Source organism: Streptococcus castoreus DSM 17536 (genome assembly GCF_000425025.1).
In the GTDB taxonomy this organism is placed as follows: Bacteria; Bacillota; Bacilli; order Lactobacillales; family Streptococcaceae; genus Streptococcus; species Streptococcus castoreus.
The window spans coordinates 17,692-38,788 of sequence record NZ_KE384295.1 but is presented as its reverse complement, the minus strand read 5'-3'; the positions used below and the strand labels follow the sequence as shown (position 1 = coordinate 38,788).

At 39.6% G+C, this 21,097-nt stretch carries 21 protein-coding genes; all 21 read right to left on the bottom strand.

Going from position 1 to position 21,097, the window contains the following annotated elements; all coding sequences use genetic code 11:
- Positions 1-25: 25 nt before the first annotated feature.
- Positions 26-1,837 (bottom strand): AAA family ATPase, encoded by a 1,812-nt coding sequence (locus H346_RS0109290; protein ID WP_027970848.1) that lies wholly within the window; start codon positions 1,835-1,837, stop codon positions 26-28.
- Positions 1,824-3,572 (bottom strand): type IA DNA topoisomerase, encoded by a 1,749-nt coding sequence (locus tag H346_RS0109285; RefSeq protein WP_027970847.1) that lies wholly within the window; start codon positions 3,570-3,572, stop codon positions 1,824-1,826. The genes H346_RS0109290 and H346_RS0109285 overlap by 14 nt, the downstream gene beginning before the upstream one ends.
- 119 nt (positions 3,573-3,691) lie before the next feature.
- The gene (locus tag H346_RS0109280; protein WP_027970846.1) at positions 3,692-7,366 is read right to left on the bottom strand and encodes a PBECR4 domain-containing protein; all 3,675 of its coding nucleotides are present in this window, start codon (positions 7,364-7,366) and stop codon (positions 3,692-3,694) included.
- Between the two features lie 12 nt (positions 7,367-7,378).
- Positions 7,379-7,639 (bottom strand): hypothetical protein, encoded by a 261-nt coding sequence (locus H346_RS0109275; protein WP_027970845.1) that lies wholly within the window; start codon positions 7,637-7,639, stop codon positions 7,379-7,381.
- 129 nt (positions 7,640-7,768) lie between these two features.
- Complete coding sequence (gene mobP2 / locus H346_RS0109270) at positions 7,769-10,063, bottom strand: MobP2 family relaxase (RefSeq protein ID WP_027970844.1); 2,295 nt, start codon at positions 10,061-10,063, stop codon at positions 7,769-7,771.
- A gap of 22 nt (positions 10,064-10,085) precedes the next feature.
- On the bottom strand, positions 10,086-10,538 hold the full coding sequence (locus H346_RS0109265) for a hypothetical protein (RefSeq protein WP_027970843.1): 453 nt from the start codon (positions 10,536-10,538) through the stop codon (positions 10,086-10,088).
- A 25-nt stretch (positions 10,539-10,563) separates the two neighbouring features.
- Entirely contained in the window at positions 10,564-11,355 is a 792-nt protein-coding gene (locus H346_RS0109260; RefSeq protein WP_027970842.1) for a DNA/RNA non-specific endonuclease, read from the bottom strand.
- Positions 11,356-11,366: 11 nt separating this feature from the next.
- Positions 11,367-11,705, bottom strand: coding sequence for a hypothetical protein (locus tag H346_RS0109255; RefSeq protein WP_027970841.1), 339 nt, complete (start codon positions 11,703-11,705; stop codon positions 11,367-11,369).
- Positions 11,698-12,015, bottom strand: a complete 318-nt coding sequence (locus H346_RS0109250) for a hypothetical protein (protein ID WP_027970840.1) — start codon at positions 12,013-12,015, stop codon at positions 11,698-11,700. The genes H346_RS0109255 and H346_RS0109250 overlap by 8 nt, the downstream gene beginning before the upstream one ends.
- A gap of 379 nt (positions 12,016-12,394) precedes the next feature.
- The gene (locus H346_RS0109245; protein WP_027970839.1) at positions 12,395-12,673 is read right to left on the bottom strand and encodes a restriction endonuclease subunit S domain-containing protein; all 279 of its coding nucleotides are present in this window, start codon (positions 12,671-12,673) and stop codon (positions 12,395-12,397) included.
- Between the two features lie 118 nt (positions 12,674-12,791).
- A complete protein-coding gene (locus H346_RS0109240; RefSeq protein WP_027970838.1) occupies positions 12,792-13,622 on the bottom strand; it encodes a hypothetical protein in 831 nt (276 codons plus the stop codon).
- A 31-nt stretch (positions 13,623-13,653) separates the two neighbouring features.
- Positions 13,654-14,493 carry a hypothetical protein gene (locus H346_RS0109235; RefSeq protein WP_027970837.1) on the bottom strand — a complete coding sequence of 280 codons (840 nt, stop codon included), beginning with the start codon at positions 14,491-14,493 and terminating at the stop codon, positions 13,654-13,656.
- Position 14,494: 1 nt separating this feature from the next.
- Complete coding sequence (locus H346_RS10005) at positions 14,495-14,929, bottom strand: hypothetical protein (protein ID WP_244147261.1); 435 nt, start codon at positions 14,927-14,929, stop codon at positions 14,495-14,497.
- A 12-nt stretch (positions 14,930-14,941) separates the two neighbouring features.
- Complete coding sequence (locus H346_RS0109225; protein WP_027970836.1) at positions 14,942-15,943, bottom strand: hypothetical protein; 1,002 nt, start codon at positions 15,941-15,943, stop codon at positions 14,942-14,944.
- Positions 15,927-16,382, bottom strand: coding sequence for a hypothetical protein (locus H346_RS0109220; RefSeq protein ID WP_027970835.1), 456 nt, complete (start codon positions 16,380-16,382; stop codon positions 15,927-15,929). Before H346_RS0109220 ends, H346_RS0109225 begins: the two co-directional genes overlap by 17 nt.
- Positions 16,369-16,803: a hypothetical protein gene (locus H346_RS0109215; RefSeq protein ID WP_027970834.1), complete on the bottom strand. Its 435-nt coding sequence runs from the start codon at positions 16,801-16,803 to the stop codon at positions 16,369-16,371. Before H346_RS0109215 ends, H346_RS0109220 begins: the two co-directional genes overlap by 14 nt.
- A complete protein-coding gene (locus H346_RS0109210; protein WP_000385051.1) occupies positions 16,800-17,006 on the bottom strand; it encodes a hypothetical protein in 207 nt (68 codons plus the stop codon). The genes H346_RS0109215 and H346_RS0109210 overlap by 4 nt, the downstream gene beginning before the upstream one ends.
- 142 nt (positions 17,007-17,148) lie before the next feature.
- A complete protein-coding gene (locus tag H346_RS0109205; RefSeq protein WP_027970833.1) occupies positions 17,149-18,639 on the bottom strand; it encodes a primase C-terminal domain-containing protein in 1,491 nt (496 codons plus the stop codon).
- 8 nt (positions 18,640-18,647) lie between these two features.
- Complete coding sequence (locus H346_RS0109200) at positions 18,648-19,139, bottom strand: hypothetical protein (RefSeq protein ID WP_027970832.1); 492 nt, start codon at positions 19,137-19,139, stop codon at positions 18,648-18,650.
- Between the two features lie 46 nt (positions 19,140-19,185).
- A complete protein-coding gene (dcm, locus tag H346_RS0109195; protein WP_027970831.1) occupies positions 19,186-20,532 on the bottom strand; it encodes a DNA (cytosine-5-)-methyltransferase in 1,347 nt (448 codons plus the stop codon).
- 143 nt (positions 20,533-20,675) lie between these two features.
- On the bottom strand, positions 20,676-20,948 hold the full coding sequence (locus H346_RS0109185) for a hypothetical protein (protein WP_027970830.1): 273 nt from the start codon (positions 20,946-20,948) through the stop codon (positions 20,676-20,678).
- Positions 20,949-21,097 lie beyond the last annotated feature (149 nt).

Genomic DNA, 21,097 nt, shown 5'->3' with positions numbered 1-21,097 from the left:
CATGTTCTTAAATGGGCAACTCATTTTAAGAATCCTTTTTAGGGTTCATAAGAACCTTGATTGTTCGTTTATCGAAACGATGATTGGGGCTTGGTGACTCGCCCTCAATACTAACAAGCAGATCATAGCCTTCTTGTTTGAGGGGTAAGATGGCTTTGGCAATTGGGGCAAGTAAGTGCTTTTTCATAAATCGCTCAAGCGGTCTTGCTCCATTTTTAATATCAGTCCCAAGTTCTGCGAGGTAGTCAACCAGTTGGTCATCGTAAATGAGATTAAAGCCTCTTGCTTTCAAGGTTTGGTTTAAGTGGTCAAGATTTTTCTGCGCAATTTCACGAATAATAGCTTGATCAAGTAAATTAAAGACAACCATCCCTTCAATCCGATTGAGAAATTCAGGACGAAAATCAGATTGCAATTCTCCCATCATGCTAGCCAAAAACTGCTTCGCATCCCGTTCATTCAAGCCATCAATTGGTCCTTTGAGTTCGGTCTGCTTGATGATTTTTGGTGCGCCTAGGTTGGTTGTCATGATAATCACCGTATGCTTAAAGGAAACGAGTCGGCCACTACTATCGGTTAAGCGACCATCATCTAAAACCTGCAGCAACAAGTCATACATTTCTGGTGCACCTTTTTCAATTTCATCAAATAAGACCACTGCATAGGGCTTGTTTTTGACTTTCTCCGTTAATTGGCCTTTGGTTCGTTTTTGGGCATCGCCAATCCACTTTTTCGCATCGCCTTCTTGAGCATATTCACTCATATCAAAGCGAATCATAGCTCCCTCATCGCCAAATAAGGCTTGGGCTAATGCTTTAGCCAGTTCTGTCTTACCGACTCCTGTTGTCCCTAGAAAGAGAAAACTGCCTAGGGGCTTGCTTAAATCTTGCAAGCCTGCTTGAGCAATTAAGAGACTGTCAACAACCATTTCAATGGCCCCCTCTTGACCTTTAACACGCTCTTTTAGTTTTTCCTCCAACTCCAAAAGACTTTTTCTCTCTTCTTTCAAGAGGGTTGTCATGGGAATCCCTAAGGTTTCTTGAAAAACAGTCGCAATGCTTGTTTCTGTGACACAAGATTGCCCTTTCCTGACCACCATAGCCCCCGCTTCATCGATGATGTCAAAAGCCTTATCTGGTAAAAAGCGACTTGGGATATACCGAACTGATAGCGTTACCGCTTGGCGAATGGCTTCCCTCGTGATGGTCAGCTGATGATGCCTTTCATAAGCCCCTTTAGCAGCTTCCAAAATCTGAATGGCTTCTTCTTGAGTAGGCTCTTCTACCATAATAGGCTGCATCCGTCTTTCCAAAGCCCGATCGGTTTCAATGTACTCATGAAATTCATCGAGTGTTGTTGCCCCAATCAACTGGATTTCTCCTCTCGCAAGAGCAGGTTTGAGGAGATTCCCTGCATCGAGGGCGGAACGCTCTGAGCCACCTGTTCCAACTACCGTATGAAATTCATCGATGAAGAGGAGGTTCTCCCCCTTGGTCGCCATAGCTTCCTTTAGAATAGCCTTTAAGGTTGGGATAAAGCCTTCGTCTTGTCCCATCAAACTAGCTAATTCAAGAGAACGAACGTTGACACTCTTTAGTTCTTTAGGCACGTTCCCTTTTAAAATTGCCTGACAAAGACCTTCAACAATCGCTGTCTTACCAACACCTGCCTCCCCAACTAAGATAGGATTATTTTTGCTTCGCCGAAGAAGTGAGACAATAAGGGATTCGATTTCCTTATCCCTGCCATAAACGGGATAGAAGTGTGCTGACTTAGCGATTTTTTGCGTTTCATTGGTCGTGTACCGATCCAAAAACGGGGTTTTAGTGACGGTCATTCCTCATTTCCTCCTTAACTGATTCAACCTCTTGATTGATCTTTGCTTTGATGCCATCCACAAACTCTCTCGGATTTAATTGTCCCTTCCCAATTTGAGATAGAAATAATTCCCAACCACTAGTCGTTTCAGGATCTGAAAACTCATTATCTAACAAAGCATTGACCAAGATATAGGCCAGAGAGGACGGAAAGAGTTGACCGGTCTGTTTATCTTTCGTCACATAGCCTCGTTTTTGAATGGTTTCAATCACTCCTCCCCTTGTGGCAGGTGTGCCTAGCCCATACTTAGGCATGACTTGGCCGATGAGGTGACTTTCTGTCAAGCGTTTAGGAGGCTTAGTGTTACCTTCCACAATCCGTGATGCCACTAAAACGGATTCATCCACATGATAGTCCGGAAGAACCTTATCTTTTCGAATTCCAGATGGCACAAGAGCGGTCCACCCCTTATCCATTAATTGTCTCCCTTGTCCCTTAAAGACGATTCCGCTATTATCAAGACTAATACTCGTGATGTGGTAACGACAGTCTGCCGCAAACATGAGTAAACTTCGCTTCGTGACAGCTTCATAGACGAAGCGTTCTTCTCGGCTGAGAGAGGTTAAATCAGGAATCTTATCTGTTGGAATCAAGGCATGGTGAGAATGCTTTTGGACTTTCTTAGGATTAACATAAGTGTCTCGCTGACTCAGATAAGCAGGGTCAAATACTGTGTTCGTGGCTTTTTGATAATCGAGTAGGTGATCCTTTAGGTAGCTAAATTCAAAGGCACTAATATAACGACAATCGGTTCGTGGGTAAGTCAGATAGCCTTTCAAATAGAGTTTTTCAGCAATTTGTAAAGTCTCTTGACTACTCAATCCCGCATGCTTGGCACTATAGCTTTGAAGATCTGAAAGATTAAACAGTTGCGGTGCTAGTTTTCGAACCTCCTCTCCTTGACTCTCTCGGATGGTGGCACTATTGGTTAGTTGTCTACTAGCTAAGAGCACCGCTTCACTGGATAACCATTTGTCCTCTGACACAAATAGTTGCCCTGTTTTTTTGTCTTCTAGCACTATTTTGAAATAAGTTTTTGGCACAAAATCACGAATAGCCACATCATTCTCACAGATTAATCGAACTAAAGGTGTTTGAACCCTACCTACAGATAATTTCTGGGCTAGATGCCCTTGTGCTTGTAGGCTCAAAGTGACTAGAGGTGATAAATTCATCCCCACCAACCAATCGCTTTGACTGCGGGCCTCAGCTTCTAAATAATAGTCATAGGTTTCTTTGGGATCTCTCAAGGTCAAAAAAGCCTGTTCGAGTCCTCTTTTGGTCAAAGAATTCACCCATAGACGTTTGGTTATTTTCTCTAGACCTTTAGGGATATGCGATAAAATCGAATAGGCGATTCGCTCCCCTTCACGGTCACTATCTGTTGCAATCACAATCTCATCAGCCCATTCCACGAGATGATAAATGGTTTGAAAGGTTGCTTTGGCTTGTTTGGTAGACTTTAATACCTGCTTAAAATGAACGTCTGTTAAAGGGAGCTGGTCCAAATCCCAATTGTTTTCAGGCAAGGTATAATCAAAGAGGTGCCCTTCTGAAGCTACCACTCGCACTTGACCAGAAAAATAGGGAGTATTTGGTAATGAAAAATAACCCTTTTCTTTCTTGCTTTTCCCTAGACAGGATAGATAAGCCTTAGCTTGTTCTGTTTTTTCAGCTAATAATAAGGTATGCATCCACTCCTCCTGATAGTTAGTCTTTCTATCATCATCATAAGGGATAATGACAAACCATGTTCTTAAATGGGCAACTCACTTAAAAAAAGCAAATAACCCCTTAATAAGGGGTCATCATCTTATAGCTTTCTGCCTTTGGGTGGCTTTTTGACTGGTGCTTGTGGTCGTGTTTGTGACTTTTTTAGCGCATAGGGTTTAGTGTAAGTCTCAACACTTGATACCATACGAGCGACCGTCTTATGGACTCTCGTCATAGCCGTTGATAAGTCCTCATCGGTCATCTCTTTCAATTGATTGGTCCATTTAGCCATGTAAGGAATAGCTTTTTCAGCCGTATCCAAGCCAAAATGCTTGGATACTAAATAGCTTGTCATCTCAGCTTCTAATTCTTTTTGAGGTTTGGTCAAATCGTTTTGTTTCCCTTGGATTAATTGTGGGTTATGAAGCGTAGCATGTGCTAATTCATGAATGGTCGTGCTAATCGTCTCTCCTTGAGTATTATTGGGATTGAGGACAATTTTCTGCTCAAGAGGGTAAAAAGCGCCTTTGCCATTTCCCAATTGTTTGTCTTGCCCATTTTGACCATCTGTAACGATAGCCACCTTGAGATAGTTGGCATAATCTTGTAAGCCTTGTAGGACTTCTTTTGTTTTGACCTGATCCAAATTAAAATCATAATGACGATTCGGCATGGCTTTGGGATAAGACTCAGGGTTTAAGGTTGTTTGGGATAATTCAAACACCTTATAAGTCATGAATTTTCGATTGCCTTTCGCATCGACATCTTGAAAATGAGAGACTTTCAACTTTTGAGCCTTGACTAAGGCTTTTTCGTCAAGCGTGGCTTGGGATAAGGGTTTAAACTTAGGATTGCCTTTTTGATTGATGACTTGTTGTCCCTTATCATCTAAGACTGGTATCATGGCTACCATGACCGGTCTAAAAAGGGTGATTTGGGCTTTTTCCCCCGCTTTGACAGAGAGGTTATGATCAACCACTTCTTTACTTTCCCCAGTACGCTTATTGGTATAGGTTCGTTTGCTGGAAATGACATCGGCATCCCCTAAGTCCAGTGCCTTTCCTAATTCCTGCCACTGTTTAAAGGTGGCAACCGCATTTGCGCCCGGCCACTGTGCTTGGATGAGTGCTGCATTTCTTGGCGATAACTGAGGGAAGCGACTCATGAAATCAAGATAGGCTTTTAAGTCCTCAGGAGACTCTGTAAAGGCTTTGATATCTTGAATAGCTTGTTGGCTTAACTCATAAGCCGATGCCTTATGATAATCAAAACCTTTATTTTTTTCAGCTGAAGAAACCGTCAAGGCTTGTTTGGCTTGACGTTGGATGGCCTCCTTAATTTTCGACTTTGGAGATAGGGGGGCTTTAGTCATCGCAGGTTTAGGACTTGATACTCCTTCTTGAACGCTGTTGGTTTGTAATAAGCGAAGCATTTCTTGACCGCCGTCTTTAACATAGAAGCTGTTGACGGCAATTTGTTCTATCTGACCGTCTCGTTCACGGAAAATACCTAAGATTTCATTCTTTCTTGTCCCTTTCAACTCATCTCTCAAAATTTGTCTTGCTTTAAAAACAGAAACAGGAACTGTCCCATCCTCCGTATTCATACGAAAGAGAACCATCAAATCACTATCATCTGCTTTTATTAAACTATCAAAACGACATTCATATCTAGATATGTTCTGTAACTGATCAAAATAGAATGAATCTGTTTGAAGGACTGTCTCTAAATCAGGTAGCACCTTGATTTTATCAAAAGGAGACTCCGTATTTTTTAGACGAATGTCCTCATAGCTAAGCTCACCACCTCTAGCAAAGTCATGTAATATACTTTCTGGTGTAGCTCCTTTACCAACTATTTTCAAGCCCGTTAGATGCATAAAATTACTTTCCAAAAAATTGACTTGTACTAAGCTACCATCCATAGTAAAGTAATGAATGGTACTATTGGCCAATTCCGTTAAATAAAATTGTGCCGCTTCTTGAAGGTCATATCCCCTTCGGTTCAATTTACCTAAATGATAAGCATCAATAGACTTCTCTACCCTTGTTTTTCTTGACTTAAAGCCATCTTTTATGGTAAACTTTAAGTAATGAGAGGATCTAGTAGGTCGACTGGTAACAGAGCGATCAAAGGTACTTGTTTCAAGTACGGGTGAGGTGCTACCTTCAGCTTCGGGCTGTAAAGAACCCTTGCGCTGAGACGTCCTCTCGTTTTTTTGTTGTTCTGAACCAAGTCCTGTCTTTTGATAATCATCAAGGGACTTTTCTTGTTGACTAAAGGCGATAGATAGCTCATCTATTTGACTATCCATTGCTTTAGTAATAGCTTCTTTCACTTGATTGAAATCAGAGATGGTCATTTCAAGCTCTGATTGGACACTTCCAACCCCCTCGGTTTTAATCTGTTCAGAAATATATTGGACATAATCTTCCATATTTTGAAGTGATTGATTACCATCTTTGAATTCAATCATATAGGTGTTATCCCCTGTCGTCAGTTCAAATCTCTCGCTCGTATAATTCTCATCCACCTTGCCAGATGAAAACCAGTTATCAAGTTGAGAAACAATTTCCCTAGGTTGACCAATGTCTTCCTCCGTTACCCAAAAATAGGCTGTCTGTCCCAATTCCTCCACTTGTCCAAGTAAGTCTTGGACTTTTTCATTGCTTTGAATATTAGCAGGTAGCTCTTTCCTTGCAACGGTTATCAGATGTTCAACTGGAATCTGAATAAGATTGTCCCCTCGTTTTTCATGCTTCAAATAATCATTCCAATCCATCTTAGATTGGTCTTCTTGTTTAGGCGGTGTCGCATCAATGACTGGAATCCCCTTGTCTTTCAATCCTTGAATTAGTTGCTTACCTTTGGGATCATTATCAACCGCTAAGGTTAGGAGTTGACTATTCTTGCCATCCTTGAAATACCCCTGTTTTACTGCCTCATCTAAGCCTTGAGATAGAATATCATCCGTCCAGCTAGATGATAGTTGTCGCCTTTCCATTTCAGATCTTAACTGAACCAAATGCCGTCCCATTGTTCCTGTTTTTAATCCTTCTAGAGAAACTAAACGAACATCTGATAAGCTATCCTTATGGATTTCATAGTAACTCATGAGGTCGATACTACTTTCCGAAAAGATAAGTCTGTTTGGTGTGCCAATATCGACATGCATTCCGTTGTAAGGTTGGGAATTTTTCATGATTTGTTTGAGGTAACCTCGGCCGAAATACTTATCAGGATTAGCCACTAAACCTTGTAAGGCCGCACCAACCACTTGACCATTCTCATCCAAATTTTTAAAGACTAAAACAGGTTCAATATCATTTCCTACCTTAGCATTAGCTTGGGCAAGGACACCTTTGTCGTAAAAGAAATCTATAGTATCATCTGATAAGCCTCGTTCCTCTTTTAGATACTGTCTCGCTTCATCAAAAGGCTGCTCATAAGGTGCAAGATAGTAACGAAAGGCTTCTTGAGATACTTGTGTTTGAGCGACAACCTGTTTAAAATCTCCAGTATTCAGGTAAGAAACAGCTTGTTTAAAGTCGACTTCTTTGATCGTTTGGACTAATTCAATAACGTCACCACCAACATCTTCTTTCGAAAACCAATTCCACAGATTATTAGAGGGAGTAATAACCAAACTATCGTGTTCTTTCCATCGATACTCTTTTCCTTGACGATATAGTTCCATATTTAGGTCCGCTGCCACGTCTAAAATAGATCGTGATTTGGCATACTGAACGCTTTCTTCCCATGTTTTCTCTGCCATGATGATGCCCTCCTAAAACCATTCCCAATCTGGTTGATAACGACCAACTGCCTCTGTCACTAACCATTCTTTTGGTAGAGCAACTAACTCACCGATACTTAACTGTGAAAAGGCTTTGAGGTTTTGACTGTAGTCAACCTCCAACGTTAGCTTCTCATTCACACCTCGTCCCTCAAAAAGGACTGTTTTGGTTGGTTCATCTATCTTTTGAACCAACCATTCTTCAGTCATATCAAGGTCTTCATGCCTTGTACTTGGAAAATATGTTCGCATGCATCTGCCTCCTTCTTTTTTCTAAGGACATCATAAGGGATAATCAATAATCATGTTCTTAAATAGGCAAGTCACTGAATAAAAAAGAGATTCATCAGAACCTCTTTTGATAGCTTCGTCAACCATACCTTAACGATTTTGCTTTTCTCTTTCTTCTCGCTCTTCTTGACGATGTCTTGCTTGAAGCGCTCGTTTCTGGCTTGTTCCAAGATTTCTCAAGCTCATGGACATGCCCTTCATAAAAGCTGTCGAAAACTTTCCACTAGAGTTCATACGCTGTTGAGCATAAGACTGTTTTTGACGTTGAAGCTGATTCTGTATGGATTGTTTGAGCCGATTGTTTTTGTCAGTTGAAGAAACTGATGTGAATTCTTTTTCTAACTGTTTCAGTTGTGCAAAATAGCGACCATTTTCTTGTTTCAGTTGTTTTTGAAACTCGCTATCGTCTGTTTGGGCGATTTTTTGATTGGTTTGATGAATCGCTGCCTTGGTATCTAGGAGTGATAATCGGTTGTCAAGTTGCTTAATCACTATAGCTGGTGTTATTTCCTGACCTTCTAAGAGACTTAAAATGGTTTTATCTTGTAATAACCCCACTAAATTTTTTTCAGCTGATAAACGCTCTCTAAGGGGGCTTAATGCTTCTTGAGTCGCTTTAGCAATTGGTAAGGCTTTAGGATCTTGATAAGCCATTGCTAGGGCTTCTTTATGACTAATATCAGAGGATGTCAGTTGATAGTTAGGAGTTAATTGTAACTGGATATAGCTTAACTCCTGACGAATATCTGCTAGTTTCCACTCTTTGTATAAACCATCACTTCCTTTGGCTTCCCATTGATGCAATAAGCGTTCCTTGAGCCTTAGTTCAACTTGTTTTTCTTCAAGATGATAGCGTTTCAAAGCATAGCGATACAAGCCTAATGATTGTCGGTCTTTGTCTGACAGTTCTTTTTGATCTTTAGTTAGCCCTATTAAGGTTTCAAGATCGGTCTTACTTAAATCAGAGAGATGACTCAGACTCAACCGCTCTGTTCGGTGACTACCATCAACGTGTCGAATATCAAACATGGCTACTTCTTCAAAGATTGGCTGTCCTATTCCATTGCCATATTTGTCATACTCTTGATAGCTTGGCTTGATGATCCAAAGAGGAATAGCCGTTTCAGTAACAGTATAACCTTCTTTTTCCCAAGACTCACGAGACTGAACAAAGGTGGCCTCTGGAAATTGTGCTAAAATTCGTTCTTGGTTTGCGGTTGACAATTGCGATAGGTTAGAAGGTTGTGTCATGATCAACGCATCATCCGCATGCTCTTTGAGGTAACGCAGAATATGATTGCCGAGACGCTCTCTCAACTCATTAACACGCTTAGACACTAATCTCTCTTGATCATAGCTGTTGTTTTTTTCAGCTGAATAAGCTCCCTCAAAATTCTTGAGAAAGACTTTTGTTTCCGCTAAAAAAGCTTGATAACTTTCGTTACCGTTTTGTTCTAAATAGGCATCAATATACTTGTCTAAGAAAAATTTACTGACCGCAAAATCCTTGGCATTCGAGCCATAGCGCCATGGCTTATCCTTAGGCAAATGACGGTAAGCCTGTTCCAAAAAATTTTTTTCAGCTGAAGACACCTGACGACTTGATTCCATCACTTGACCAAGAAGTTTTGTTTTGAGATTGGCCAAAATCTGTTCTTGGCGAAGCAAGTCTTCTTTGGCATTTTCCTTAAGCAAGCCATGATAAACAGTAGACTTGACCTGATTGAGACTTTTTTGTTTGAAATTCCCCCTGTATTCCCACTGTTGTCTTGGTTCGTAATAGATTTTGTCACGATTGGACTCTAGCTCAGACAAGCCAAAATGAATGTGGATGTTATCAGTATTGAGATGAATATTGCCCCACCAAAATGCCGTTTCTGATAGACCCTCTGCTTTGATGAGTTGCGGTATCGTTTCACGCATGACTTGTTTCAGAGCTGTTTGGTCAACCTGATGGGTTTCAAGATTGTAGAGTCCTTGTTCCGCTAAAAAAGCATTATCAAAGGAAATCACCCCTTGCCATAAAAGCGACTCGTTGCGATAGGCCTCTTGTAATTTTTCTTTCAGCTGAGAAACCTTCTCTCGTTCCAAATAATTGGTCTCTTGTGTAAAGATGGCAGTCACTTCTTCATTTTGGTTTTCAGTCGCATAAGAGCGATTCATGTAATCAATGTAGTCTTTGAAGCTTAAATCCTGTTCAGGTACTTGATCATAAATAGCTTGTACTTGTTCTTCTGTCAGGTCTTCGGTAGTCTGACGTTGGTTTTCTAAGGCTAATTCATTCTCAACTTCTGTGGCTTCTTCACGGTTAGTGTAATCCACATAACGAGTATTGGGCTTAGTGTACTGCATCATAAACGTAATAGCAGGACTGGTCATGTTCATGTCGACTTAACTCCTCAATGGTTTAAGAATGTTTCATCACTTGCCCACGACTTTTGTCTTTTTGAATGAGGTCTTCAATATGAGACAGTAATTGGGTTTGGTGTGGATCATCCATGGAATGGATAGCGGTCAAATCATCAATGTTCCACATCGGTCCACTGGTTGTCGCATGGAAATTACTTAGACCCAAATAAGTAATCAGGTCTAATTGTTTGGCCAATAATTTCAGTTCTTTGGAAATCGCATCTTTGCTTGATTGACGTTCTTTCAAATCTGCCAAGCGATCATAATAGGGCAGGGTGTTATCTTCTAAAAATAGTTCTTCAAACGTATCAATTAACAATCCCATCACCACTGAAAAATTTCTCACTTCAGGAATGACATAGGCCTCTTTTAAATAATGGGTGATGCGTTCTAACTGTTCTTGTTTTTCAGGAACAAGATAAACCGATTGTCGTTTTGTTTTTGGGGTCATGATTGTTTCCTCTTCTTTCTATAAGTCATGATTTGATTTTTTCAGATGAGCCGGTTAGGTAATTAATGCGATAGTTGGGCTGCACGTTAAAGAGATAGACATCAAATGAAATGGTGTCATCTTCGACACTTTGGGCTTCCAGTCTGATCCCCCGTGCCACTAACTCAAGCTTTCTAAATAAGGGGGTTACTCGATAACGGACGTGATGCCCTGTTTGTTTGATATAACCTGCGATGAGGTTTTCATAGTAAAGCATGGATGAAGCTTGAACTTGAAAATTAGCATTCAAGGCACGTGTGCCTGTAAAGAGATTATTGGGATTGTCATTTTGTCCCGTCAACTCATAAGCAATCAAATGACAGCGATTATAGAGATAATCGGTCTTGCCATTAAAGATAATTTTTTTATTTTTCCAGCCCGTTGGTTTAACGGATGAAATATCCCCTCGTCTTGTTTGAGGTAACAACTCTTTTCCTAAAAGAGCATTGGCTTCTCCAACTCGATTAAGCCAATCAAGTGGCTTGTAAGATTCCCAACTCCCCTTTTCAAGAGATAACTCTTCTTCCGTAAAGGTTGCTTTGTCATGAACCTTTATGACCGATTGACCTTGATAAGACAACTCAAGTAGTTTTTGATTTTCGGTTTGGTGCAGCTCATGCACGGTCTCATTTTTTTCATCAGTCGAATTCGTAAAGGCTAATTGTTGGGCAATATCTTTTTGCGTGAAGGTTGTTTTGAGCCATTGCCAACTTTGCGGTTGTACCAAAATGATAATGGTAAAAATCAAGGCAAGGACAAATGATTTGTTTTTCTTCATGACTCACTCCCTCACAAAATATCCCGTTGGTTAATGGCATCCAGCTCATCCATGAACTGTAACCATGTTTCTAATAACTCGCCGACTTCTTTTTGTTTAGCTAACAAAGCCACTTGGTTGATTTGAATTTGATGTTGGTTTTCGAGTAACTGTTTTTGGTTTGATTTGATGGTTACTAGTTCTTTGGCAAAGGCGTTATCGTAAAGGGTCAAGCCGTTATTACTTGCGATTAATTCCAGTTGCGATAAGATGAATTGATTGAAACTGCCATAACCTAATTGTTTGGATAGGTCTTTTAGTTGCAAAAAAGTATCATCAGAAAGATTGCGAATCATAAATTGCTTACTCATCAATTTCCTCCATTCCTTCATACTTCAACCAACGAGCAATGTGGTGTGAAAAATTTTCCATTTGTGCTGTTAGCTGTTCAAGGTCTTGGCTTTGTTGGGTCGTTTGTTGGACGAGAAATTGGTTTGCCTCTGCCATTTGTTTAAGTGGCACAACATACAAATGTTCCGCACGATTGAAGTTGCCATGGCGAATTTTTTCCCGACACAGGTCAACTAAAAACTGATTAAAGGATTTTGCCTTTTGTTGGTTAGCGAGCGTTTTTAGATAATCAACTTCGTCATTTGAAAGCCCACGTATTAAAATATCCATTTTCATTTCTCCGTCTCATTATTCACTATATCTACTAAAAAATTCTTAGTTTGTTTTTTCTTCGTGTCAAAAATAACAAAAGAATGCCAAATTTCGTAACACAGCGAAAAAAATTGTTTTTCTGTTTTTTCGAATAATCAGTCTGTCATCTCAAACTGATCACTGACTGAAAAGAGCATAAGGGAAACTGATATCACGTGCCGTGATATGTTGATAGTATCAACGTTTCCGATGATAGCATTTTTCTCGGCTTCGCCTACTTTTGACTACTCCTTAACGCACCGTAAAACACACTAGTGTTACTTTTACATACTCTTACAGCACACAAAGACACACTCTTTTTTGGTCAGTTTCAGCTGAAAAAGAGTAATTTTTACTCTCACGATTGGTCTTGTTCGGTCACTTCTTGCGACGTGCTTTGTGATTTTTTGGACTCTTTTTGATATTCTTTTGCCAACAATAAATCTTCTTTGAGTTCGGCTAAAATAGCCTCACGAGTCAAGGCCTTGTTTTCTAACTGCTTCAATTGGACATAAGTACGACCAATTTTTTTGTCCGATTCTTCCAAAGCTAGTTTGCGTTGTTCTTCTAATTCAGATACACGAGCTTTTGCTTGTTCAAGGTCTTGTTCGATTTTTGAAATTGCTTTTTTTGCCATAAGGTGGCCTCCTTCTTTTTGATAAATCTATCATAAGGGATAAACCATTCTTCTGTTCTTAAATGGGCAAGTCACTAAAAAACCATCCCAAATAAACTAAATGGAATGGTTTTTATCGTTAAAAATCTCTGACTCCTATTGCCGTAAACGCATCTTTTTGACTGAGTCTAAGTTTAATTAGTGTGTGATAAAAGTCTGATTTCCCTTCCAAACTTCCAAAAGGGTGAACCGTAAATATTGGATAATAAATACTATCATCGTCTATAAAAGTACGTTCAGTTTCTTTGTTAAATGGAACTACTTTATAACTAATAGCTGTGATAACTTCCCTATTTAAATAGCTCAATTCGACCGCATCTTGATAAGGTGGCTTGATGACATTCTGGTTAATGAGTCGCATCCGTTTGTCCGCATCTACTTCTTTGACATCTACATAAAGATTAGATATTGGCGGTAGCTCATCTGTTAGTTTTCGGATACCTAGATACTCTTTGTTAATAACATTTTTGAAAAGATAATGTTTAAATAATCTCGGCTGAATGAACGCTACAAGAGCTGCTAGAACAAGACTAATGAGCCAGAACGTCAACAGGCGATTGACCAACATTTCTGTCAAATTATTTTGCTTGATATAGGTATTGCCAGCTAGAAAAGCTAAATACATTACCCCTAATCGGAGAGATTTTACTATCCATTGCATCTCTCTTGAAAGAAGTGTACGGGTAACATCTATGACTATTTTGAGCATAACTATCCATTCCAAAACTCTCACTGTAAAGAATTGAATATCCTGTGGCATGTAATACGTCAATAAGCCTAAAAAGGTAGCTGATAAAAGATAAAATTCTCCCATGAAAACAATTTTTATGAGCCAATTTATCCCACAAATCAACGATAATTTGAGACCATTTTTGTTTAGTGTTTTCCATTTTCGAGTATGTTTTTTCATTGGTTAAATACCTTTCTGATCTGACTATTAGTTAATAAGTTGTCAAGGGTAAAGCACCTAATACTACCGCTTCAGTTAGAAAATAAACATACCAAGTAAATAAAGGTTCTGGGTATGGTATCCAAGTTGCTTGTCCTTGCTCATCGACGGATTCATAAACTTCAGATACCCCTTCATCTGTTATTGCTAGTGGAATCATTAGCTCTTTTTCACACGTTTGATTAAGTGCTTTTCCAAGGACATCCTGATAAGGAGAGTAAATATAGTTAGTAAGATGGTAACCATTAGATTTATCTGTATCACCTATCATCTGAGAATTGGACACGGTCAAAGTTGGTACACATTGAGAGCATCTTTCTTCGTCCATACACTCTCTATTAAAGAAAGCCATATCTTGAAACCTGATCTTCATGAGCGGTTTTGTTGGGTTTAAAGCAGACGTATCAACGGAAAAGACAAAACATTTATCTAGTCCACTCTGCTTCCCGTAGGCAGAAAATTGAAGGTAGCGGATTGTCCGTAACTTATCTATTTCTCCAACAATCAGATAACCATCGTTATGATGTTTACGACTATTTTTACTCGCTAACGACACGTAATATTTATTGGGAAACGGTCGCTTTGTGACCGCATTGACTGTTTCTTGCGATGACAAGGCATAGAAAATGGGATCGCTGAAACGTTTAGAACGTTGTCGCGGCGGTTGCTCTATATCCTCATCATCACCAAGAATATGGACTTGTAGTTCTATCTGTTCCCCCTCTTCTACCAAATAAGACGGCCACCACATCTGATACTGAATCTGTATGACTCCTTCATCTTTTCCAAGAGGACGACCTAAAAAGCGTTCAATTTTTTCAAGCGTTGTCATTCTAGTTTCTCCTTCCAAGTGAGGTAATCCTTCGTGAGTTGCTTGTCATCTGCTGCCTTTTGAGCGCTTCCATCTTATCAGTCATCGTTTTACTCAGACAAAGGCAACAAATTCCTATCGCTACCAAGGTAATATTGACCTGCCAATTCTCCAGCCATAAGATGGTTATAGGGGTATCAAGAGAAATTGCATTCACAGCAGGAAGATGGTTATGTAGTTTCACGAGTAGGACTCCTACGACTGTGAATAGCAATAAACTAAAAAAATACCAAAACACTAGGCCAACTAAAACCACTCCTACTAGTTGAACGTTTTCTAATCGCCTATAACGAGGACTCATCTCCCTTAACATTCTCTCTTTAGTCATTGTCTTTTCCAACTTTTCCGTTAAAATTTTCTGGGCTAATAAACTGCCTTTATAGACTCCTTTTGTCATAGGGAAACCTCCTTATTCCATCTCAATGGTTTTAATGGCGTTTGTAAATTGGAAAGAACCGTCTTTGATAGCTGTTTCCTTCTTAGTCAGGTTAGCTAGTTTTTCATCAACCAATTGGATATTGGACAGGGCCTTATCAATGGCTTTGGTTTTAGTCGTCATCTCAGTTTCTAGGGTCTCTACTTTCTTTTGATTAGTTTCTAAATCAGAACCAGATAAATACTTGCTTTCAATTTCCAAGCTCTCTTTAGTGGTTTGGTCCGTCTTGATGGATTGCTTCAATTGTTCAATAGAGGACTTCAATTTTTGCATTTGGTCTTCTTGAAATTCTTTTTCCTCCCTGACAGCAGCTAAGGCAACGGCCTCTCGAGAGACCGATGTGATTTGTTTGGTTTTCAGCTCCTTGTTCGCAGTCGTGATATAGAACTGAACACTATTATCGTTCGTTTTTTTCTGCTTTAATGATGTTTGACTGCTATCTTTTGACGAAGCAATATCAACATCTACGCTACTAGAGAGTGCCGTATGATTCGTAATCTCAACCGCAAAGGTATCAAAGTCGCTTGGCACATGACGAATAACAACGGACAGCTTGTTATCTGTGACAGGAATTACCTCCATAATTGCCTGTGTTCCTTTTTTCTTGCCATAAAGATGCCATGTTAACTCTTGACTCACAATCCCTTCTCGAACACTGGACGTACTATCCTTGGTTTGAAAGGATAAAACAATCATCTTCGTTTTTGGGGAATAGACTTGACTCACAAGGGTCACTTCACCACTACCATTGCCAAAGACTTGTCGTGTATTCAATTCTTCTTTGGTGTAGCGAATCCTCTCAGGGGATGCCAGTGCCCCAACCAATAAGCTCAACCAAGCTAACAAGAGGGCAAAAAAGGTAAAGACTTTACGATGAATTGTATGATCCTCAAGCCATACTTTTAGTGTGAGCATCTGCCTAACAAATGACCATGTCTTAGCTTTTTCCCACCATTGTTTACTCCATTTTGGCATGTGTCGTCTCCTTTGTTAAAGCCTTGAGTGCCTCTTGATTTGGCATGAATTGCCCACCATGAGCTTTGATGACATAGCGATACTGTTGGATATGATGATCACGACTAAGTACAAGGCTAGCTGCTTTGGTCACACCATATTGTCTAACAAGAACTTGACCTTCATCAGTTTCCACATCCACCATCACACTTGGATAAGGGCTGTTTTGACTGGCTTTTAGAACCGCTTGTTTTCCTGCTTGGCACATCGGACACCCTCGTTTGAAAAAGACAAGATTAAAATCCCCGGTCTCCACTAGTTGTTGGTAGCTTTTAGCTGTCAAATGGCTAGAATAATCTAAGTCAACTGTCTCTTGCCAAAAGGTCTTTACTCCTAATCCTGCAAAGGACAAGACTGCTACAACAATGACTATAAGACTAGATAATTTAATAACTTTCATAACATTCCCCCTCATCCATATCAAAGAGACTACCTTGAACCACTTGGAATTGAGTTAATTGTCTCATTTCTTTCTTCAAGTCCTGATAGCTTTCCATTATCTGGGCATAGTGAAGCGGATCAAAACCTTCATAGACTCTAATCACGGGGAGATGTGGCACATGCTTTTTCTCTTCCTCCGCAAGTGTCGCTTTGATGGTCATTAAGTTTTCTATGACACCGTCAACCCTGACTAAAGCTGGGATACTCGTTATCAATTCTTTGGTCTGATAGAAACTCACGATAACATCACCTGCCTGTAACTTTTGAAATAAGGGATGTTCTTTTGACAGCTTGAAATAATAAGCATCTCCTTCTTGACCAAGACCAGTCAAGTAGTAACCCCTAAGGAGCTGATAATCCCCTTTTTGTATAGTTCTCATGAACAACTCCTCGCTTTCACAATTTTAAATGGAAATTCATAATGATTGACCTCTAGTGTTTTTTTCGTGACATCTTCAGGTCGAGGCACTTGGTAATGACTCGTCATGTACTGCTTAGCCAATCCTTGACTAGCAAAACGAAGCAACCTTCCTTGAGCACAAAGAAATTCTCCGTCGTGATAATTAAAAATCAGATAATCCATACTATTAGTTCTCACTTTCTATGTTTTTAGCATTTTCTTTCGTTTAGTATTTTAATACTAATACTATGAAATGAGCCATTCCTCTCTTTTCTATCTCTCGTATCGTAGATATAAATGTAAGGCACTTGGCACATTTTCGTTTTTAACCAATATCCCGTTCAAAGAGCGACAATTGTTGTCCCTTTTTTAACCTTGTTTCAAGGGCTAGAACGGCTTGTTTTACAAGGGTTAGGGGTTCGCTAAAGAAACCTGAAATGCTCGCCAAATAAGCCTCCTGTCGTTCTTTTTTTAACCGAATCACAGACTGGAAGATGGAGACGATAGCTGCCAAGCGTAAGCCACCATTTCGGCCCCGTTTGACCCGGTAAAAAATTTTACCTTCTGCTTTCAAAACGTTTAGGACTCTGACTAAGCTGCGTTCAGGAATACCAATCGCTTCATGAATAGCCTTTTTAGTCGTCTGAAGAAAAGGGGTCTCTTGGCCTTCTTTTTCCAAGTAAGCCATGACATCTGCTTTCCATTCATGCAAGTGGCTTTTTTGACGTTCTGAACGTTTCTTTTTGAATTTGTACCATCTCTGATGCGTAAAGAGGTCAGTATGTTTCAGTTTCTCATCGACCCATGCTCGACAGAGTAAGGTGATGTAGTCACGACTAGCTCCCTCATATTTACCTGAATAGGCACTTGAAACGAGTTTGAGAAGCTCGCTTGTCGTGATTGGTTCGTCCAATCCTAGGTTAAAGTCATTTAAAACGACCTCACAATCGCCCTGAGAAACACCACTTGAGAAGTTGGCAAGTGCTAGTGTAAAGAGAACATTGTTTCGCCCCATCAGAGCTTTAGCCCCCTTGATATTAGACTCATTCAAAAGCATGTGATACCAAGGCTCATCGACTTGTTTGATCCCTTCTGTCCCAGAAATGACAGTTAGATTTGGTTTTTTGCTTGGAAATGGGAGACCAGACTGTTTCATCGACCAATCTAGCCACTCTTGGAATGAATAAGTGTAGTCTGCATGAAAAAAGGCAATATTATCCGTTCGTGGCATACGTGCGATACCAAAATGGTTGCAGGTCAAATCGACTGGTAAGGTTTGATTGAAGTGATTTCGCAAATTTTGAGAGATAGCTTTAGCAACTTTGACAACTTTAAAATGAGAATGAGCTGTCACGTAAGCTGCTTCAGACAGTACAAAGTAAGCTTGATAGCCTTTATCTGTCTTCAAAATCAGGGTAGGCATAAAGCCAAGATCGATAGCAGCGGTTAGAATATCCCCTTGTGTCATTTCTTCAGCCGAAGAAGTAATATCAAAATCAATAACAAACGTATTAATCTGTCTCAAATTGTCTTCTGAATGCCCACATGTGATTTGGCGTGTTTCATCGCTGTAAGAGCCATAACAATAGACATTTGGTGTCCAGTGGGTAAAGTTAGCTTGGTTTTCTAAGACTGCTTCTAGTGAGGTCAGAACAAGACCACGGGCTTTAACCATATTAGCTTTAGAACGAAAACCAAAGATGGAACCTTTCATCTTCTCTTCAGCTGAAGAGATTAGTTTCATGTGACTATTTTTGAATTTGGTTTGTCTTAGTCCATCTTTAAGGATGAGTTGATAAATATCTTTCAAATACATAATCTTCCCTATTTAATCATTTTGTTTTCAGGGATATAATCTTTAGCCATCATATAGCCGTCTGATAAATCCTGCTTGTCATAAACTTCCAAAGAATTAATCTTTATATAATCACTGCGCTTGTATCTTGCTCTAAGATTTTTACTAGATACTGATAACTGTCGTTCAATCTCGCTAAAGTGAAAGCCTAATGTCAAATAAGTGGTTATTATTTTGTCAACGTAGGCTTGGTTAGCCTCACTTCTCATACGATGACTCAATTCATGATGTGGTTCTTCTCGTAGACTCGCTTGATACTTGATATAGAGCTTTCTCATTTCCTGAATTTTAGTCTGCCATTTTGGGGAATAAGGTTTGCCTGAGTGGGGGTTGATGAGTTCTCGAACAGATTCTTTGAAACGCATATGGTAGGCATCAAACGTTCCTAAATCTTCAAAAGGATCAATAAAGCCTAATGGTTCACTGGACACTAATTGATCATAATATGGATTTTGAGACATCATTTCCCCCCTTTCTCAAGGCAGTTCCCCCATCTGGTTTTTCCGTTTACTCAAATTGTTTTGCGATAGCCTCGATGACATTAACTGTAACGCTATTACCAGCCTGCTTATACAATTGACTGTTACTATTAACCTGACTAGCCTTATCAAACGCCCAATCAGGAAACCCTTGTAGCCTCCAACATTCTCTTGGTGTCAGTTTGCGAATACGATATTGTGATGTCACTACTCCTTGCTCTGCACCCGTCAGCAAGGTATTAGCAAGACCTTTGCCAACACGACCTTTACGAGTCTTTGAGTTAGGATGTGATAGATTGACAGAATCTCCAATACCTGCTTCCGCATAGCCTTTCAACGTAGCCTCTCGAATGCACAGCACATTATTCTCCTGCCAACTATGGCTTGATAAGGTTGGTGATATAGTATGTTCACCAACCTTGTTATAACCTCTTGCTCTCTGAATAATCTTAGGTTCTTGTCCTCCACCTTGCATCGTCGAAAGCGTAGGAGATAGACCATTTGGATCATAAACTCGACCTGACTGTTCTCTCACAGAAGGTAGGTGACCTGCAAGTAGAATGCCGTGTCTATCTTGACTGGTTAATGTAAACATCGGCTCTCCGTCTGTTTTGAATCGTCTACCGTTTTGTCGTTTTTTAAGTCTATCAGGAGTTAATACAGGGATAGCAACTTGTTTCGGTTCTTTATAATCCGTTGCCATTAATGTTCCTATCAGACCTTTATTATGATAGACCACTGATCTTGTCCCTTTTTGTTTAGTAGTTGGATTTTTAGTATTACCAACGATGATTATTTCCTTTGATTTAGGATCAAATGTTGTACTTTCTCGTCCGATAGGAAATAGTCTTCTGGTACGTTTGCCTCTAAGATGTCCGATAAGGAACACTCGCTCTCTGTTTTGGGGAACACCGAAATCCTTTGAGTTAAGTATCTGCCATTCTGCATCATACCCCAATTCATCAAGCGTGGAGAGGATTGTTCTAAAAGTTCTCCCTTTGTCGTGAGATAGTAAGCCTTTGACGTTCTCAAGCAGTAACAATGATGGTTTGATTTCTTGAGCGGCTCGTGCGACTTCAAAGAATAACGTTCCACGAGTCTCATCAAGGAAACCTCTTCGCTTTCCTGCGATAGAGAATGCTTGGCAAGGGAAGCCTCCACAGATGATGTCAACTCTTCCTCTAAATTGTCGCCATTCATCATTCCTGACTCTTGTAATGTCATGAAATTCAACCTCTCCTTCTGTGTTATAAATAGCCTTATAGCTAGATCGTGCAAATTTATCAATCTCACAGAAACCAACGCACTCATGGCCTTGTCTTTCAAGAGCCATTCGAAAACCTCCTATTCCTGCAAATAAATCTAAGAACCTCATTGAAACTCCTCTTCAGAAATCAACTGTTTTAATTCAGTAGGAAAACCATTTTCCACCCAATCTTCAATCATTTGATCAATTTCTTCTTGTTCCATATCATTTTCTCCTTGTAAATCTCATACAAATTTATCTGTTTCTTGAACTTAGGAATCATTGAAATAAGCTATTTTCTGTCCAATCAAATTATTATCTAAAATAGTATCAAACAATGTTAATTGAACATATCTTTCCATAGCAAGAGTAGCCGTCTTACTTTGTTCATTAGATTGAACATCCTTTTCTTGTACCATCAAAGCAGAATCACTATCTACTATAGTCTCTGACAATTCAACATTATCACCCTCTTCGTCATGATGAATGACTTCAAAGATTTCTAATGTATCAATATTCATAACAATTTCAATATGACTAGACATTTTTTTAATCCTTTAATTATTTTTTCAGAAAAAAAGAGAGAACAGACAATTGTCTGTTCTCCCTTATATATCAACGTTTTACGTTACCTAAAAACTCTTACCACTTACTTTATTTGTATGTGTTCAAATTTTTTAGGTAGCGCACGGTT